Origin of the sequence: Steroidobacter flavus (assembly GCF_042651805.1) — a bacterium.
Taxonomy (GTDB): Bacteria; Pseudomonadota; Gammaproteobacteria; order Steroidobacterales; family Steroidobacteraceae; genus Steroidobacter; species Steroidobacter flavus.
This window is the reverse complement of sequence record NZ_JBHSDU010000003.1, coordinates 2099138-2114657: the sequence shown is the minus strand read 5'-3', so window position 1 is coordinate 2114657 and position 15520 is coordinate 2099138. Positions and strand designations below refer to the sequence as shown.

Annotated in this window: 16 protein-coding genes; 5 read left to right on the top strand and 11 right to left on the bottom strand. The window is 62.1% G+C overall.

Annotation, left to right across the window (positions count from 1 at the left end):
• Positions 1 to 28: 28 nt before the first annotated feature.
• The 6 genes from ACFPN2_RS14685 to ACFPN2_RS14660 form a co-directional block, all read right to left on the bottom strand.
• Positions 29 to 1138, bottom strand: a complete 1110-nt coding sequence (locus ACFPN2_RS14685) for an S-(hydroxymethyl)glutathione dehydrogenase/class III alcohol dehydrogenase (protein ID WP_380597747.1) — start codon at positions 1136 to 1138, stop codon at positions 29 to 31.
• Positions 1139 to 1205: 67 nt separating this feature from the next.
• Positions 1206 to 2000: a phosphatase PAP2 family protein gene (locus ACFPN2_RS14680; protein WP_380597745.1), complete on the bottom strand. Its 795-nt coding sequence runs from the start codon at positions 1998 to 2000 to the stop codon at positions 1206 to 1208.
• A gap of 24 nt (positions 2001 to 2024) precedes the next feature.
• Positions 2025 to 3236: an ABC transporter permease gene (locus ACFPN2_RS14675; RefSeq protein WP_380597743.1), complete on the bottom strand. Its 1212-nt coding sequence runs from the start codon at positions 3234 to 3236 to the stop codon at positions 2025 to 2027.
• Positions 3236 to 3952, bottom strand: a complete 717-nt coding sequence (locus ACFPN2_RS14670; RefSeq protein WP_380597741.1) for an ABC transporter ATP-binding protein — start codon at positions 3950 to 3952, stop codon at positions 3236 to 3238. Before ACFPN2_RS14670 ends, ACFPN2_RS14675 begins: the two co-directional genes overlap by 1 nt.
• A 5-nt stretch (positions 3953 to 3957) precedes the next feature.
• Entirely contained in the window at positions 3958 to 5403 is a 1446-nt protein-coding gene (locus ACFPN2_RS14665) for an efflux RND transporter periplasmic adaptor subunit (RefSeq protein ID WP_380597739.1), read from the bottom strand.
• 21 nt (positions 5404 to 5424) lie between these two features.
• Complete coding sequence (locus ACFPN2_RS14660) at positions 5425 to 6921, bottom strand: efflux transporter outer membrane subunit (RefSeq protein ID WP_380597737.1); 1497 nt, start codon at positions 6919 to 6921, stop codon at positions 5425 to 5427.
• Positions 6922 to 7155: 234 nt separating this feature from the next.
• Here ACFPN2_RS14660 and cysD point away from each other — a divergent pair, with 234 nt between their 5' ends.
• The 3 genes from cysD to cysQ all read left to right on the top strand — a co-directional run bounded on the left by cysD (position 7156) and on the right by cysQ (position 10901).
• Positions 7156 to 8094: a sulfate adenylyltransferase subunit CysD gene (cysD, locus tag ACFPN2_RS14655; RefSeq protein WP_380600135.1), complete on the top strand. Its 939-nt coding sequence runs from the start codon at positions 7156 to 7158 to the stop codon at positions 8092 to 8094.
• Between the two features lie 71 nt (positions 8095 to 8165).
• The gene (gene cysN, locus ACFPN2_RS14650; RefSeq protein WP_380597735.1) at positions 8166 to 10091 is read left to right on the top strand and encodes a sulfate adenylyltransferase subunit CysN; all 1926 of its coding nucleotides are present in this window, start codon (positions 8166 to 8168) and stop codon (positions 10089 to 10091) included.
• A 9-nt stretch (positions 10092 to 10100) separates the two neighbouring features.
• Positions 10101 to 10901, top strand: a complete 801-nt coding sequence (gene cysQ, locus ACFPN2_RS14645; protein WP_380597733.1) for a 3'(2'),5'-bisphosphate nucleotidase CysQ — start codon at positions 10101 to 10103, stop codon at positions 10899 to 10901.
• A gap of 8 nt (positions 10902 to 10909) precedes the next feature.
• Here cysQ and ACFPN2_RS14640 read toward each other — a convergent pair whose 3' ends face one another.
• On the bottom strand, positions 10910 to 11077 hold the full coding sequence (locus ACFPN2_RS14640) for a hypothetical protein (RefSeq protein WP_380597731.1): 168 nt from the start codon (positions 11075 to 11077) through the stop codon (positions 10910 to 10912).
• Positions 11078 to 11130: 53 nt separating this feature from the next.
• Between ACFPN2_RS14640 and ACFPN2_RS14635 the strand changes: the two genes are divergently transcribed.
• Positions 11131 to 11256: a hypothetical protein gene (locus ACFPN2_RS14635; protein WP_380597729.1), complete on the top strand. Its 126-nt coding sequence runs from the start codon at positions 11131 to 11133 to the stop codon at positions 11254 to 11256.
• Positions 11257 to 11297: 41 nt separating this feature from the next.
• Here ACFPN2_RS14635 and ACFPN2_RS14630 read toward each other — a convergent pair whose 3' ends face one another.
• Positions 11298 to 11816, bottom strand: a complete 519-nt coding sequence (locus ACFPN2_RS14630) for a hypothetical protein (protein ID WP_380597727.1) — start codon at positions 11814 to 11816, stop codon at positions 11298 to 11300.
• A gap of 347 nt (positions 11817 to 12163) precedes the next feature.
• Here ACFPN2_RS14630 and leuA point away from each other — a divergent pair, with 347 nt between their 5' ends.
• Entirely contained in the window at positions 12164 to 13861 is a 1698-nt protein-coding gene (gene leuA, locus ACFPN2_RS14625; RefSeq protein WP_380597725.1) for a 2-isopropylmalate synthase, read from the top strand.
• Positions 13862 to 13930: 69 nt separating this feature from the next.
• Here leuA and ACFPN2_RS14620 read toward each other — a convergent pair whose 3' ends face one another.
• The 3 genes from ACFPN2_RS14620 to ACFPN2_RS14610 all read right to left on the bottom strand — a co-directional run bounded on the left by ACFPN2_RS14620 (position 13931) and on the right by ACFPN2_RS14610 (position 15443).
• Positions 13931 to 14359, bottom strand: coding sequence for a CBS domain-containing protein (locus ACFPN2_RS14620; RefSeq protein WP_380597723.1), 429 nt, complete (start codon positions 14357 to 14359; stop codon positions 13931 to 13933).
• Positions 14360 to 14428: 69 nt separating this feature from the next.
• The gene (locus tag ACFPN2_RS14615) at positions 14429 to 14743 is read right to left on the bottom strand and encodes a DUF2934 domain-containing protein (RefSeq protein ID WP_380597721.1); all 315 of its coding nucleotides are present in this window, start codon (positions 14741 to 14743) and stop codon (positions 14429 to 14431) included.
• Positions 14744 to 14960: 217 nt separating this feature from the next.
• Positions 14961 to 15443 carry an FKBP-type peptidyl-prolyl cis-trans isomerase gene (locus ACFPN2_RS14610; RefSeq protein ID WP_380597719.1) on the bottom strand — a complete coding sequence of 161 codons (483 nt, stop codon included), beginning with the start codon at positions 15441 to 15443 and terminating at the stop codon, positions 14961 to 14963.
• Positions 15444 to 15520: the final 77 nt, after the last annotated feature.

Here is a 15520-nt window from a genome sequence, read left to right as displayed (position 1 = left end):
GACCGGCGCCCCTTGTGCTCAGAGTTGATCAATAAACCACCACCGAACGGATCGACTCGCCCGAGTGCATCAGATCGAACGCTTTGTTGATGTCGTCGAGCGGCATCTTGTGCGTGATCAGCTCGTCGATCTTGATCTTGCCATCCATGTACCAGTCGACGATCTTCGGCACGTCGGTGCGGCCGCGGGCGCCGCCGAAAGCCGTGCCCTTCCACACGCGGCCCGTGACCAGCTGGAACGGACGCGTCTTGATCTCCTGACCGGCGCCGGCGACGCCGATGATGATCGACTCGCCCCAGCCGCGGTGACAGCACTCCAGCGCCTGACGCATCAGATCGACGTTGCCGACGCATTCGAAACTGTAATCGGCGCCGCCATCGGTCAATGCGACCAGATACGGCACGAGCTCGCCCTGCACTTCCTTCGGGTTGACGAAGTGAGTCATGCCGAACTCCTCGGCGAGGGCCTTGCGAGCGGGATTGATGTCGACGCCGACGATCTTGTTGGCGCCGGCGAGACGGGCGCCCTGAATCACATTCAAGCCGATGCCGCCCAGGCCGAATACGACGACGTTGTCGCCAGGCCGGACCTTGGCCGTGTTGATGACGGCACCGATGCCGGTCGTGACGCCGCAGCCGATGTAGCAAACCTTATCGAACGGCGCGTCCTCGCGGATCTTCGCCAGCGCGATCTCCGGCATCACCGTGAAATTGGAGAACGTGGAGCAGCCCATGTAGTGATGGACCATGTCCTTGCCGATGGAAAAGCGGCTGGTGCCGTCCGGCATCACGCCCTTGCCCTGGGTGGCGCGAATCGCCGTGCACAGGTTCGTCTTTTGGGACAGGCACGACTTACATTGCCGACATTCGGGCGTGTACAGCGGGATGACGTGATCGCCCTTCTTCAGCGTGGTCACGCCGCGACCGACATCGACCACCACACCGGCACCTTCGTGACCGAAGATGGCCGGGAACAAGCCTTCCGGATCGGCGCCCGAGCGCGTGAACTCGTCGGTATGACAGACGCCGGACGCCTTGATCTCCACCAGCACTTCGCCATCGCGCGGCCCGTCCAGATCCAGGGTCATGACTTCGAGGGGCTTGCCAGCGGCAAGGGCGACGGCGGCACGGGTTTTCATGGCGGTGCTGGTGTTATTGAAGGGGGACCTGGGATTGTCCTCCTTCGGGCGAAGTCGCGCCACCTGCCTAGAAGCGCACGTGCAACCCGATGACCGCGCCGTCGTCGACGACCTGCATCGTCAGTGCCGGCTGCGACGGCGACGCACCCATGAAGGCGTCGTTGACGAACGACGCGATGAAATTGCCGAGCGCCATGCTGAAGAGCGTGTCCGACGGATAGTGCCAGCCGGCTTCGATGCGGGCCCACGATGTGCCGATTGTGAGTGCGTGCAAGCCAACGTCGAGTACGGTGCGCGTCCCGTCCGACATTTCTATCGATTCCAGATTGCGCGAGGCGAGTCGTGTATGCACCGCCGACGATGAGGTGTGGCCGGAAGGAAAGCTCTTGTCATCGGCACCGTTCGGTCGCTCGCGACCGGCCGCGTCCTTCATGACGTTGGTGATCTTGCCCGTCGCGGCCACCGCGGCGACGTCCACCAATGTTCCTTTGAGCTTGTTGAGCAGCCACTCGCCGGGCTCATCGCCACTCGGTGTCGCCAGGATGGTGACGTAGTTAGCGATGCTGGACGCGGAGCGAAGGTCGTCGCTCCATTGCTCGGCACTGTGTTGTGAGCCGAAGACCGGCGTGTGGTCGCGGGCCCAGTCGGAGGTGCGTCGATCGAAGTCGTCGATTTGAAACGCGGCGGCGCCGAGCAACGGACCCCAGGTCCAAGGGTCCTTCGCAGCGTTCACAGCGGACTCGCGAACGCGTCCCCAACCCGGCGTCAACGTCGCCTGTTCACCCCAGCCTTTGTCGTCCGGCAACGTGGCACAGCCGGACAGCAACAATGCGCACAGGACGATCGCAGAGCGTGACGACATGACGGTCACTCATCTGGATCCCCGCTACTCGTGCCGCAATGCCTCGATGGGGTCGAGCTGCGCGGCGCGCCGTGCAGGGAAATAACCGAAGATGATGCCAACCGCCGCCGAGAAGGCGAAGGACAGCATCACGATGCCCACGTTCAATACGAACGGCACATGGAATGCGTGGGTGGCGAGCGCGCCTGCCGACAGTCCCAACGCGATTCCGATGACGCCGCCGAACGCCGCTAGCGTGACCGCTTCGATCAGGAATTGAAGTAGTACATCTCGCGCCATGGCGCCGACCGCCAGACGCGTGCCGATCTCGCGCGTTCGCTCGGTCACGGACACCAGCATGATATTCATGATGCCGACGCCGCCGACCAGCAAGCTCACCGCCGCGACGGCCGCAAGCAAACTGGTGAGCACGCGCGTCGTCTGGGTCATCGCACTACTGATCTCCTTGAGATCGCGCACATTGAAATCAGGATCGGCGCCGGGGCGGATCTTGCGCCGCTCGCGTAACAGCGATTCGACGTCGGCTTGTACTTTTTCGGTCGACACGCCGTCGCGCGCCGACACCATGATGGAGTTGACGTCGGAGTTGCCGACCATGCGTCGCTGCATGGTGCGAATCGGCACGACCACCAGATCGTCCTGATCCTGACCGAAACCCGATTGACCCTTGGACGTGAACGTGGCGATGACCTGACACGACAACTTGCCCAGGCGAATGCTCGCGCCCACCGGATCTTCCGAGCCAAACAGCTCGCGCTGAACAGTCGAGCCGAGGATGCAGACCGCCGCGCCCGCTCGCAGCTCGGATTCGGAAAAGTTACGTCCGCTCGCAAGCGGCCAGTCACGCACGATGACGAATTGATCGTCGGTGCCTTGCACCTGGGTTGACCAATTGGAATTTCCATAGATCGCCTGCGCACCGGTGCCGATGCTCGGCGCCACCGTACGCACGCCGGCGATTTCGTTCTTGATCGCGTTCACGTCTTCCATCGTGAACGGCGGCGCCGACGAGCGCGACCCACCGCCACCGCCGAATCCCTGCCCACGAAACACCTGAAGCAGATTCGAGCCGAGCTTCTGAATGTCCTGCTGCACTTGAGCGGTCGCGCCTTCACCGATGGTGACCATGGTGATGACGGCGCCGACGCCGATGACGATGCCGAGAATGGTCAGCGTCGAGCGCAGTACGTTCCGGCGGATCTCGCGCAAGGCGAGGATGATGGCATTGCCGAACATTACAGTTCCCGCACCGGCTCGTTGACCTGATCGCTTTCGATATGACCGTCGCGGAAACGCACGATGCGGCGAGTCCAACCGGCGATGTCAGGTTCGTGCGTGACCATGGCAATAGTGATACCGCGCTGCTCGTTCAAGCTGGTCAGCAGCTTCATGATTTCGATGCTGGTGGCGGTATCGAGATTACCGGTCGGCTCGTCGGCGAACAGCACTTGCGGCTGTGACACGATGGCACGCGCAATCGCGACACGTTGCTGCTGACCGCCGGACAACTGACTCGGCACGTGAGTCTCACGGCCGCCGAGCCCGACTTCTTGCAAGGCTTTGCGCGCCAGCGCACGACGCTGTTCTTTGGGAACGTGCCGATACACCAGCGGCAGCTCGACGTTTTCCAATGCCGTCGTGCGACTCAACAGATTGAAGCCCTGGAACACGAAGCCCAGATAATTCCGGCGTAACAACGCGCGTTGATCCGGATTCATGCCGCCGACGGGCACGCCGAGAAACTTATACGTTCCACCGGTCGGCGTATCGAGGCAACCGAGAATGTTCATGCACGTCGATTTGCCCGAGCCGCTGGGCCCCATCACCGCGATGAACTCGCCGGCGTTGACGCGCAGATCGATACCACGCAACGCGCGCACCTCGCCTTCGCCGTGACCATAGATCTTGGTCACTTGCGACAGGTCGATGATGGGCGTGGGCCCCGAAGGCATGCCGGTCACGGCGTCGGCGCTCCAGAGGAGTCGGTGACCACCTTGGTGCCCGGCTCGAGCTTGCGCTCGAACGCCTTCTTCATTTCTTCCGGATCCACGCCCGGAGGCGCGTTGCCATTGCCGCCGCCCATGCGGGGGGCACCGCCGCCTTCGGGAGCATTGGGCGGACGCTCGAACGGCAGCACTTGAGTCATGCGGCCATCGGTCGCGCCCGCACGGAACATCACGAGCGCCGGCTTGCCGTTCTCAAGAATATAAGCACGGCCCAGGCGGCGCCCCGTGCCCTTCTGCTGTTGTCGAGGACCGCCGAATCGCATTCTCGGCATGATCGCCGACAGCGGACCGCCACCTGCTTGCGGGCCGGACGCGTTCGCGGCTTCAGGCGAGAAGCGCAGCGCTGCGTTCGGCACCAACACGGCGTCGTCGATATTCGTCGTAACGATTTCAGCCGTCGCCGTCATGCCCGGACGCAGCAGCAGCTCGGGGTTATCGACTTCGAGCACGGTCTCGTAAGTCACAACACCGGTCGACGTCGCGCTCGCCTGGCTGGAGCTGCTCGAAGAAGACGTCGCCTTGGTATTGCTCGACGCGAAGTGAACCTGCGTGATGTGCGCCGAGAAACGACGGTTCGGATAAGCATCGACCGTGAACGACGCTTCCTGCCCGACCTGAACCGAGCCCACGTCGGCTTCGTCCACCGACACGTGCAACTCCATCTTCTTCAGATCTTCGGCCATGATGAACAGCACCGGCGCCTGCAACGAAGCCGCCACGGTCTGACCCGGCTCGACCGAGCGGACCAGAATCACGCCATTAATAGGAGAGCGCAGCTCGGTCTTGCCCAGATCGGTGCGCACCGTTTCCAAACTCGCACGGGATTGAGCGACCGCCGCCTTCGCCGCTGCCAGCTCACCGTCCGCGCGTGCAACCGCGGCTTCCGCTACATCCATATCTTGTTGCGAAGGCAGCTTGTTGCCGCTCAACTCGCGCACCTTCTGTAAGCGTGCGAAGTTCGCTCGAGCTTCTTTGGCGCCCGCATCCGCCTGCAACACTCGCGCCTCGGCCGACGCGAGCGAGCTTTCCTGTTGTAACACCTGGGCTTTCAAGCGCGTGGTGTCCAGGGCCGCGAGCACCTGGCCCGCTTTGACCTCGTCATTCACATCGACATTCACTTTCGAGACCGTGCCCGACAGCTCGCTGCCGATCTCGACCTGATTTCTCGGTTCGAGATTGCCGGTGGCCGTGACCGTGACGGTCAGATCGCCTTTGACGACGTCCTGCGTCGTGTAGGTGATCTCTTTGCTGTCGCCGCGACCGAAGGTGAAATAGCCGGCCGCGAGGATCACGATGACGATCGCCGCCCACTTCAGGTAGCGCTGCCACGGCGAGCTTTCGAGCCCTTCTCGCAACGTGCGCGAGAGGTCGGTGGAGTTGGTGGTTTCAGTGTCCATGCGGAACCTTAGGATGCGGCATCAGCTGCCAGTGGTCGCAGTCGGGAACACCGACCAGCCACCGCCGAGCGCCTTGTACAAACGAATCAGATTGGAAGTCATCTCACCGTCGCTGACCGCGAGCGAATCTTCTAACGAGAGCAGCTGACGATCGGCGGTGAGCACGGTCTGGAAATCGACCAGACCGGAGTTGTATTGGACCAGCGCCAACTCGGCCGCGCGACGCGCGCTGCCGACTGCCTCGATCAAAGCGACATGGCGTCGTTGCTCGCTGGTCCAGGAATCCAGCGAGTTCTCCACCTCTTCGTACGCGGCCAGCACCACCGACTCATAGGAAGCGAGCGCCTGATCGACCAGCGCATTCTGGACTTTGATGTTCTGTCTCAGGGCGCCGCCGTTGAACAGCGGCAGGCTCAACGACACGCCGCTGCGCTCGAGGCGAGAGCCGTCGAGCAGATCGCTGGCCGTCAACGATTGCCAGGAAATCGAGCCGGTCAGCGACAAGCTTGGATAGAGCGCGGCCGTGGCGACACCGACCTGTGCGGTTTGTGCCGCCAGCTGACGCTCGGCGCTGCGAATGTCCGGTCGACGCCGCAGTACATCGGCAGGCACACCGGCGACGATATCGACGGGCGCCACTGGAATCGGTTTGCGCGTCTGGAGCGCGGATTCCAGGGCGCCGGGTGTCTGGCCCGTCAGCACTGCCAGGCGATTCATGTTCTGGACCAGGTTCGATTCCAGCAACGGAATCTGCGAGCGCGTCTGTTGGTAGCTGGTGTTGGCCGACTCGACATCGAGCACGGTCGTCAAACCGGCATCAGCCCGCCAGCGTGTGATATCCAGCGCCTCCCGCTGTGATTCGAGATTGCGCTCGGCGAAATCGAGGCGCGATTGCGCAGTTCGGACACCAACGTAGCTCAACGCCACGTCGCCGAGCAGAACCACGAGCACGTCGCGTAACTCAGCTTCAGTTGCGGCGAGCTGCGCAGTGGCCGCTTCGTACGAGCGCCGCTGTCCGCCGAAAAGATCCAATTCCCAACTGGCCGACAAGCCGGCGCTATAACTTTCGCCGACGGTGCTGACCGCCTCGCCGCGCTCATTGAGATTCGACTCGGACTCGCTGCGACTGGCGCTGGTCGAGCCACTGAGATTCGGCCAGAACCCGGCGCCCGAGATGGCCCGTTGCGCACGCGCCTGAACGACGCGGGCATACGCCTGCTTCACCGATTTGTTCTCGGCGAGCGCACGCTCAATCAATTCATTCAATTGCGGGTCGTTGAGCGTGGTCCACCAGGCGGCCAGCGACGGCGCATCCGGCGATTCGACGCGCACGCCGGTCGCAGGCAACTCGTGCCACTGGTCGGGGGTTACTGTCTGCGGCGGCCGATAATCCGGCCCCACGGCACAACCGGTGAGCGCCACGACGACCGCCCCCGCCACGACCGAGCGGAAGAGGCCGGCGCTTCGTGCCGTTATCGACGGCGACGCCGAATACGATTGTGCGAGCGTTCTGGGCATGCTGGACGACTTCTTCGTGATGGCCAGCCTTCGATACGAATGGCCGGCCAGGGGCTGGCCTGCTGGTTAGTTACCGCGCCAGGATGGAAGTTCAGCACGGCCCCTGGCCAAGTAGTGTTAAAAGATTGTAAGCATATGTATCTGAAAAGGCCGCAATTTTAGCGACGCCGTCCTGACGGCCCGCTGACGGTGACCTGCTTATAACCAGATTGCAGCGTCGCCGTACCAGTTGCGATATGCAGTCAAAGGCGCTTAACGCACAATTCTTCGATGACCAGATTGACCCATTTACAAAGACTCGAAGCCGAGTCCATCCACATCCTCCGAGAGGTGGTTGCCGAGTGCGAGCGGCCGGTGATGCTGTACTCCATCGGCAAAGACAGCGCGGTGATGCTGCATCTGGCGATGAAGGCGTTTTATCCCGCCAAGCCGCCGTTCCCGCTGCTCCACGTCGACACCACCTGGAAGTTCCGCGACATGATCGCGTTCCGGGACAAGCTGACCCAGGACCTGGGGCTGCAGCTGCTGGTTCACATCAACCAGGACGGCCTGGATCGCGGCATCGGCCCGTTCACCCACGGCTCAGCCGTGCATACCGACGTGATGAAGACCCAGGGCCTGAAGCAGGCGTTGGATAAGTACGGCTTCGATGCGGCCTTCGGCGGCGCCCGTCGCGACGAAGAAAAGTCGCGCGCCAAGGAGCGGGTGTTCTCGTTCCGCTCGGCTCAGCATCGCTGGGACCCGAAGCGTCAGCGCCCCGAGTTGTGGAACCAGTACAACGCGCGCAAGAACAAGGGCGAGAGCCTGCGTGTGTTCCCGCTCTCCAACTGGACCGAGCTGGACATCTGGCAGTACATCTATCTGGAAAACATTCCCATCGTGCCGCTGTATTTCTCCGCCAAGCGCCCGGTCGTCCGGCGCGACGGCACGCTGATCATGGTCGATGACGACCGCATGCCCCTGCGCCCCGGCGAAAAACCGGAAATGAAGTCCGTGCGGTTCCGCACGCTCGGCTGTTATCCGTTGACCGGTGCCATCGAGAGCGAGGCAGCCACGCTGCCCGAGATCATCCAGGAAATGCTGTTGACGACCAGTTCGGAACGGCAGGGCCGCGTGATCGATCACGACAGCGCCGCGTCGATGGAGAAGAAGAAGCAGGAAGGTTATTTCTAGGCCGAAGTGACTGGTGACTAATGACTACTGACTGGTCAGAACTGCCCAGCGCGGCTTCGGTAATTTGAATCATGGCTCATAAATCAGATCTCATCGCCACCGACATTCAGGCCTACCTGAAGTCTCACGAGCACAAGAGCCTGCTGCGGTTCATCACCTGCGGCAGCGTCGATGACGGCAAGTCGACCCTGATCGGTCGCTTGCTGTACGAATCCAAGATGATCTTCGAGGATCAGCTCACTACGCTGGAGGCCGATTCCAAGAAGGTCGGCACGCAGGGCGGCGAGCTGGATTTCGCATTGCTGGTCGATGGCCTGGCCGCCGAGCGCGAGCAAGGCATCACCATCGACGTCGCGTATCGATTCTTTTCCACGGACCGTCGCAAGTTCATCGTCGCCGACACACCGGGCCACGAGCAGTACACGCGCAACATGGTCACCGGCGCGTCGACAGCCGATGTCGCGGTGATTCTGATCGATGCTCGCAAGGGCGTGCTGACGCAAACGCGCCGGCACAGCTACATCGTGTCATTGATCGGCATCAAACATGTGGTGCTGGCCATCAACAAGATGGACCTGGTCGGCTATTCGCAGCAGACCTTCGACAAGATCGTCGCCGAGTATCGCGAGTTCGCGGCTCAGATCGGTCTCACGAATATCACGCCCGTGCCGCTCTCGGCGCTGCGTGGCGATAACATGCTCGAGCGCAGCTCAGCGACGAGCTGGTATCAAGGTCCGACGCTCATGGAATATCTCGAGACCGTCGAGATCGACGACGACCTACAGCAGCGGCCGTTCCGTCTGCCGGTGCAGTGGGTGAATCGTCCGAACCAGGACTTCCGCGGTTTCGCCGGCACGATCTCGAGCGGCGTGATCCGCAAAGGCGACACGATTCGCGCCTTGCCGTCGGGACGCACCAGCAAGGTGGCCCGCATCGTCACTCACGATGGCGATCTGGAGCAGGCCGTCGCGGGACAATCGATCACGCTCACGTTGACCGACGAAGTCGATATCAGTCGTGGCGACGTGATCGCCGCGGCCGCCTCGCCGCCGGCGGTTGCCGATCAGTTCCAAGCGACCATCATCTGGATGCACGAGGAAGCGATGCTTCCCGGCCGTCCTTATCTGATCAAGCTCGGCTCGCGCACCGTCACCGGCAGCATCACGACGCCGAAGTACAAGGTGAACGTCAACACGCTGGAGCATCTGGCCGCGAAACAGCTGGAGCTCAACGAAATCGGCGTGTGCAATCTGAGCCTGGACCGCGCCGTCGCCTTCGATCCGTATACGGACAATCGCGAGACCGGCGGTTTCATCCTGATCGACAAGATCTCCAATGACACGGTCGGTGCCGGCCTGCTGAGCTTCGCTCTGCGGCGCGCCGAGAACATCCATTGGCAGGCACTCGATGTGAACAAATACGCGCGTGCGGGGCTGAAGGGACAGCGGGCCTGCGTGCTCTGGTTCACCGGCTTGTCGGGCGCGGGCAAATCGACGATCGCGAATCTGGTCGAGAAACGTCTGCACTCGCTCGGTCGACACACGTACACGCTCGATGGCGACAACGTGCGTCATGGCCTGAACAAGGATCTGGGCTTCACGGACGCGGACCGCGTCGAAAACATCCGTCGCGTTGCCGAAGTCTCCAAGCTCATGGTGGACGCGGGCTTGATCGTGCTCGTATCGTTCATCTCGCCGTTCCGTTCCGAGCGCCGACTGGCGCGCGAACTGATGCAACAGGGCGAATTCTTCGAAGTGTTCGTCGACACGCCGCTGCAGGAAGCCGAGAAGCGCGACCCGAAGGGTCTGTACAAGAAGGCGCGCAGCGGCGAGCTGCGCAATTTCACTGGCATCGATTCGCCGTACGAGGCGCCGGAGCATCCTGAGATTCATCTGCGCACCGCACTGTCTTCTCCGGAAGCCGCGGCCGAGGAGATCATGAACAAGCTGCGTGAGGCCGGTATGCTGTATCCGGCGGACGAGTTGTCCGGCTTGTAAGGAATTGCCGTGACTCAAGCAGAACTGTTGGCGAACGTCGTCAAGCTGGCCCAGCAGGCTGGCGACGCGATCCTGAGCGTCTACAGCGAGCAGTTCGAAGTCACGCACAAGACCGATCAGTCGCCGCTGACGGTCGCGGATCTGCGCTCGCACGAGATCATTTCCAAAGGATTGCGAACACTGACACCGGACGTGCCGGTGCTGTCCGAGGAAGCGAGCGATATTCCTTTCGAGCAGCGACGCGAGTGGACGCGTTACTGGCTCGTGGACCCGCTCGACGGTACAAAAGAATTCGTGTCCCGCAACGGCGAGTTCACGGTCAACATCGCATTGATCGAAAATCACGTGCCGGTGCTTGGCATCGTGCACGTGCCTGTCACGAGCACGACATACACGGGCGCCACGGGCGTCGGCGCCTTCAAGCAAGTCGATGGCCAGGCGCCGGAGCCGCTGCGGGTTCGCGCGCCGGCCGACAGTCCACTACGAATCGTCGGCAGCCGCTCACATCGCGGCGACACGCTCGACAAGTATCTGCCGAAGCTGGCGCCGTATGAGCTGGTGGCCGTCGGCAGCTCGCTGAAGTTCTGCCTGGTCGCCGAAGGCAGCGCGGATTTTTATCCGCGCTTCGGTCCGACCAGCGAATGGGATACCGCGGCCGCGCAAGCAGTCGTCGAGGCCGCCGGTGGCGTGGTGGTCAAAACAAACGGTGAGCGCCTGCGTTACAACACCAAAGCGGATCTGCTGAATCCGCACTTCCTTGTTTACGGCGATCGCGGGCGCGACTGGCTGCAGATTCTGTCCCTGTCCTGATCTTTCCCTTACGCGATCTGCTCGATCGTCACCGTTGCGTGCTTGCTCAGCAACTCATGCGAGTCGCTGCTGGGCGGCGGGCCGAGCAACGCGAGCATCATCGCGACCATCACGGTCACGAGGGTAGAGAGAATAATGGCATCGAGAGCGCCAACGAGCCTGGTATGAATGTTCACGAGTCGTACTCCACAGTTGTAAACCTTGTCCAGAGCGGCCCCAGTTGCGCGACATGAGCGCAGCTTCAGCAACCGAAGGCGCGGCAATGCAGTCGTGCAATGAGTGTCTGATTTTCATGGTGGAGACTTTGCCGCCGGCTCGTGACGACAAAGTGATTGCGCGCGTGAAGAACGCGTGAAATTCGGGATTGGCCCGAAGGGGCAATGTCTCTAACGAGCGTCAGAGATTGTCGGCGGCCGACGGATGGTTGGTTTGATCGCGCGGTTTCACCCGTAAGTACACTTGCGCGCCCCGCGTCGTGCCATCACGCGCCGGTAACATACTTGTGAGGCGCACCGGGTATTCGCCCGCCTCGCTCGGTTGCAAACAAATATCTCGTTTGCTCCGGCTCAGGCCCAGGCGTTGTTTGTGATCCTGTCGTATCGAGATCGACAGCGGCGCGCCGCCGATCGGCTGCTTGCCCGGGCCCAGGGCCCGGATATTCATCTTCGCCACGCACAGACGCTGCCCGATCGCCAGCTCATTCACCACCGGCTCGACATCGACCTGTTCCACTTTGACGTTGGCCAGGCTCTTAGAGACCAGGTCGGACGCCATGAACAGCTGGCGTCCGGCATGCGCCGGATCCTTGTCGGAGCCGCTGGCGGCCTCGCCGATCACGACCCAGACGATCTGGAACGGCCCCTCCTGGGCTATCGCCGGGCGGGCGACCAAGGCCGCCGCCAGCAGCAGATACATGGCTAAGGTCCGTTGCACCATATCCAATCAACCCTAGGCCCCGGGGAGCAGTTCCCCTACTGTACGTGACCCCCGTAACGGATTGCCGCAGGAACTCCTTGCGTTTCGCGGAGGTGGCCTGCTAGATTCATGCACATGCGTACGAACCAGCAATTGTCTGCTCTGCCCCCCGGCAGTGGGCTGCTGCGTGCGCGCCTGCACCTGCGTCGCTAGACGCACATAACACCCCCAACGCCTCCCCCTCTGAAATGAGATCCGGGATCGGCGCTAAAAAATAAGTCCCGTACTTCGAATCGCTCACAGCGGCTGACAAGGTCAATGCCAGCTGCGTACTAGGAAACGGAACCATGATGCAGGAACCCGCTAGCAAATATCGTTCATTCGCCCCCATCCCGCTGCCCGACCGCACCTGGCCGAGCAAGGTCATCAGCGCGCCGCCCATGTGGTGCAGCGTCGACCTGCGCGATGGCAACCAGGCCCTGATCGAGCCCATGGACGGCGCCCGCAAGCGCCGCATGTTCGATCTGCTGGTGAAGACCGGCTTCAAGGAAATTGAAGTGGGCTTCCCGGCCGCCTCCCAGACCGACTTCGACTTCGTCCGCGAGCTCATCGAACAGAACTTGATTCCGGACGATGTGACTATTCAGGTGCTGGTGCAGTGTCGCCCCGAGCTGATCGCTCGCACGTACGAGGCCCTCAAAGGCGCCCGGCGCGCGATCGTTCATTTCTACAACTCGACCTCGACGGTGCAGCGTCGCGTAGTGTTCGGCCTGGATCGCGCCGGCATCACCGATATCGCCGTGAAGGCCGCACAGTGCGTACGCGAGCACGCCGAGCGCCATCCGGAAACCGACTGGCGCTTCGAGTACAGCCCGGAAAGCTTCACCGGCACGGAATTGGATTTCGCCGTTGAGATCTGCGACGCCGTGAATGCGGTGTTACAACCGACGCCTGAGCGCCGGGTCATCATCAATCTGCCCGCGACGGTGGAGATGGCGACGCCGAATATCTATGCCGACCAGATCGAATGGTTCCTGCGTAATGTGAAGAACCGCGATTGCATCATCCTGTCGCTGCATCCTCATAACGATCGCGGCACCGGTGTCGCGGCCGCCGAGCTCGGGATGATGGCTGGCGCGGATCGTGTCGAAGGCACGTTGTTCGGCAACGGCGAGCGCACGGGCAACGTCGACGTTGTGACGCTGGCGTTGAACATGTACACGCAGGGCGTGAATCCGGGCCTGGATTTCTCGAACATCAACGAAGCGGCGCGCATTGCCGAGCATTGCAATCAGCTGCCGATTCATCCGCGTCATCCGTACGTCGGCGACCTGGTGTTCACGGCCTTCTCGGGTTCGCATCAAGATGCGATCAAGAAAGGCTTCGCCGCGCGCCGCGAAGGCGACATTTGGGAGATTCCTTATCTTCCAATCGATCCGCGCGACGTGGGCCGCACTTACGAGTCGGTCATTCGAGTCAACAGTCAGTCGGGCAAGGGCGGCATCGCTTATCTGCTCGAGCGCGACTACGGCATCACCATGCCGCGCCGTTTGCAGATCGAGTTCAGCCAGGTCGTGCAGGCGGTCACCGATGCGACCGGCAAGGAACTGTCATCCGAGCAGATCTGGGCGCTGTTCCAACAGGAATTCCTCGGCGACAACGGCTCGTATGTTTATGGCGGTCACCAGCTGACTTCCCTGCGAGATCAACATGAAGTCGAGCGGCTGTCGCTGAAGCTGAAGTGCAACGGCCAGGGCGCCCTGCTTCACGGCGAAGGCAACGGCCCGATCGACGCCATCGTCGACGCACTGGGTCTGCGCTTCGACGTGCTGTCGTATGAAGAACATTCGGTGGGCACGGGCAGCGGCGCGAAGGCCATGGCCTTCGTCGAGATCACCACACCGGCACGCGCCACGCTGTTCGGTGTCGGCTATCACGAGAACATCGTGACCGCCTCACTGCTCGCTGTGCTGAGCGCCGTGAACCGCGCCCTGCAGCGCGGCCTGCTGGACGACGCGATGCCCGTCGCGACCGCCCAGGGCTGAGCAGGAGAAAACAAACATTCCTTGTTCCCCCTCCCGGTTACGGGAGGGGGCCAGGGGGTGGGTTCTGGGTCACCCAGCGATATAACGTTCCAGCTGGGTGATGGTCTGCTGTTGCTCTTCAATCACGGCCTTCACGCAGTCGCCGATCGAGACCATCCCCACCAGCCGGTTCTTTTCCATGACCGGCAGGTGGCGGATGCGCAGCTCCGTCATCAGTTCCATGCAGCGATGCACGCCCTCATCGGCGGTCACCGTGGTCACTGGCGAGCTCATGATCTGCCAGACCGGCGTATCCGAGCTGGAGCGGCCCAGCAGAATCACTTTCCGGGCGTAATCGCGCTCCGAGACGATGCCGACCAGCTCCTGGTCGCGCATGACCGGCAGCGCGCCGATGTGCTTGTCGGCCATCAGCTGAATGGCTTCGAGCACAGGCTCTTCGGGACCGATGGTCCAGACCGACTTGTTCTTGAAGGCAAGCAGGTAACTTACACGCAGCATTGCAGCCCTCCTTCTTATAGGAGGACCAGCCTACTCCCAAAGACACGCGCGATGAAATGCGTGCAGACGTCAGCCGTACAGCTTGGCGTGCACGACGCGCTCAGCTTCCAGCCAGTCGTCCAGCTCATGGCCGGGCGAGAAATTCCGAGCCGCCGCCAGATAGTAGGCAGCGGTAGCAATCATGCTGCCTACATCTTCGGGCATCGGCTCGAGTGTGGCCGCGACGATCGCCATCTCCGCCTGCGCGGTTTTGGCTGTCGGTGATTTGCGAGGAGCACGCGGTTTTTTTGCCGCGGCCGGTTTCGCTTCGACGGGATCTTTGGAGACGACCTTGGACTTGGCGCGAGCGCGCTTGCCGGGTGAGGAATCAGGGGTGATTTCCATCGACATTTCCTCGAACCGTGAGTGAGCACTCCTTGAGCAAGCATGGAGTGTGCCACCGAGGCGGCGTCATTCTACGGTGCGGATATGACCAGGAAATGTCGGAAAGCCGCGCGTAACGAGTGCAGGGATCTGCGGCGTACGCACGTCGATAGTGCGTACGTTCCGGTCTCCCGCGGGATTTCCTCAGCCGTGCTGTCGCACAGCCTCCAGGTCGCGATCAGTGGTGATGACCGCCGGGGCCATGCACGTGGCCGTGGGCCAGTTCTTCTTCGGTCGCGGCACGAACGCCGACGATCTCCACCTTGAAGTTAAGATTCTTGCCGGCCAGCGGATGGTTGCCGTCGAGCGTCACCATGTCGCCCTGAATGTGGGTGACCGTCACGGCGCGCACACCGTGCTCCGATTGAGCATGCAACTGCATGCCGACGTGAATATTGCCTACACCCTTGAGCGCCCGGCGCGGCACCTGCTGAATCAGCGCTTTGTCGAATTCGCCGTAGCCGTCGGCCGGCGTGATTTTCACGTCCAGCTTGTCGCCCTCGCCCTTGCCTTCCAGCTCGCGCTCCAGGCCCGGGATCAGATTGCCGTTGCCATGAATGTAGGCGAGCGGCTCGCCGCCGGCCGAGCTGTCGATGGTTTTGCCTTCATCGTCGGTCAGCGTGTAGTGGATCAGTGCGACAGCGTCTTGAGTAATTTGCATGACAAGGCCCGAAAGTCAGGTGGCCGAAACGGCGCATTATGGACCATCGAAGGCGCAAACGCCCGCCCCGTCGCCGG

Excerpts from the sequence above, each read along its gene's own strand:
- ACFPN2_RS14660 (WP_380597737.1), bottom strand. The coding sequence starts at position 6,921 with ATGCCCAGAACGCTCGCACAATCGTATTCGGCGTCGCCGTCGATAACG.
- ACFPN2_RS14635 (WP_380597729.1), top strand. The coding sequence starts at position 11,131 with ATGAGCGCAGCTTCAGCAACCGAAGGCGCGGCAATGCAGTCGTGCAAT.
- ACFPN2_RS14665 (WP_380597739.1), bottom strand. The coding sequence starts at position 5,403 with ATGGACACTGAAACCACCAACTCCACCGACCTCTCGCGCACGTTGCGA.
- ACFPN2_RS14670 (WP_380597741.1), bottom strand. The coding sequence starts at position 3,952 with ATGCCTTCGGGGCCCACGCCCATCATCGACCTGTCGCAAGTGACCAAG.
- leuA (WP_380597725.1), top strand. The coding sequence starts at position 12,164 with ATGATGCAGGAACCCGCTAGCAAATATCGTTCATTCGCCCCCATCCCG.
- ACFPN2_RS14675 (WP_380597743.1), bottom strand. The coding sequence starts at position 3,236 with ATGTTCGGCAATGCCATCATCCTCGCCTTGCGCGAGATCCGCCGGAAC.
- ACFPN2_RS14685 (WP_380597747.1), bottom strand. The coding sequence starts at position 1,138 with ATGAAAACCCGTGCCGCCGTCGCCCTTGCCGCTGGCAAGCCCCTCGAA.
- ACFPN2_RS14615 (WP_380597721.1), bottom strand. The coding sequence starts at position 14,743 with ATGGAAATCACCCCTGATTCCTCACCCGGCAAGCGCGCTCGCGCCAAG.
- ACFPN2_RS14620 (WP_380597723.1), bottom strand. The coding sequence starts at position 14,359 with ATGCTGCGTGTAAGTTACCTGCTTGCCTTCAAGAACAAGTCGGTCTGG.
- ACFPN2_RS14680 (WP_380597745.1), bottom strand. The coding sequence starts at position 2,000 with ATGTCGTCACGCTCTGCGATCGTCCTGTGCGCATTGTTGCTGTCCGGC.
- ACFPN2_RS14610 (WP_380597719.1), bottom strand. The coding sequence starts at position 15,443 with ATGCAAATTACTCAAGACGCTGTCGCACTGATCCACTACACGCTGACC.
- ACFPN2_RS14630 (WP_380597727.1), bottom strand. The coding sequence starts at position 11,816 with ATGTATCTGCTGCTGGCGGCGGCCTTGGTCGCCCGCCCGGCGATAGCC.
- cysN (WP_380597735.1), top strand. The coding sequence starts at position 8,166 with ATGGCTCATAAATCAGATCTCATCGCCACCGACATTCAGGCCTACCTG.